Genomic DNA, 210 nt, shown 5'->3' on the forward strand with positions numbered 1-210 from the left:
AACTAAGTAATAGGATAAGGGATTGAGCAGACCAGCTCCTTCTTTTATCCTATTTTCAAGTAAATCTTTACTGATAATGAAATTCACTACGTTCATTCCACTTTTTCTGTACCATCCAAGTCTGGAATTAGCAACCTTAAATATTTCTTCTTGACTAAATCCATTTTGATATTTCCAGTTCAGATAACTTAGATTTCGGTAAGTGGTTTT

General features: G+C 32.4%; 1 pseudogene. It reads right to left on the bottom strand.

The annotated features are described in order from the left end of the window. Positions 1 to 210, bottom strand: a pseudogene (locus HJY11_RS14740) (group II intron reverse transcriptase/maturase); the annotation flags it as partial.

The organism is Bittarella massiliensis (ex Durand et al. 2017) (genome assembly GCF_017566145.1).
Lineage (GTDB): Bacteria > Bacillota > Clostridia > Oscillospirales > Ruminococcaceae > Bittarella > Bittarella massiliensis_A.